This window comes from Halorubrum sp. Atlit-28R (assembly GCF_003665955.1).
Taxonomy (GTDB): domain Archaea; phylum Halobacteriota; class Halobacteria; order Halobacteriales; family Haloferacaceae; genus Halorubrum; species Halorubrum tropicale.
On sequence record NZ_QPLS01000112.1, the window covers coordinates 1 to 558 of the forward strand.

1 pseudogene is annotated in these 558 nt (G+C 63.8%); it reads left to right on the forward strand.

The window, feature by feature from the left end:
- Positions 1–558, forward strand: a pseudogene (locus DVK06_RS17055) (glutamine synthetase family protein); the annotation flags it as partial.

The window sequence follows — 558 nt, forward strand, 5'->3', positions numbered from 1 at the left end:
ATCCTCCCGTGGCGGAAGAAGGAAAACAGCGCCGCCGGCCGTCTCATCTGTGACGTGTTCAACACGTCCACCGGCGAGCCCTTCAGCGGCGACCCGCGTGGCGTCCTCAAGCGCGCTATCGAGCGCGCCGAGGAACTCGGCTATGACGTGAACGTCGCTCCCGAACCGGAGTTCTTCCTGTTCGAAGAAGACGAAGACGGCCGCGCGACGACCGTCACTAACGACGCCGGCGGCTACTTCGACCTCGCGCCGAAGGACCTCGCCTCCGACGTCCGCCGCGACATCATTTACGGCCTCGAACAGATGGGCTTCGAGATCGAAGCCAGCCACCACGAGGTCGCAGAAGGCCAGCACGAGATTAACTTCGAGTACGACGACGCTCTCACCACCGCCGACAACGTCGCGACCTTCCGGTCTGTCGTCCGCGCCATCGCGGCCGAACACGACCTCCACGCGACCTTCATGCCCAAGCCGATTGCCAAGGTCAACGGCTCCGGGATGCACACACACATCTCGCTGTTCGACGAGGACGGCAACAACGCCTTCCACTCCGACGAC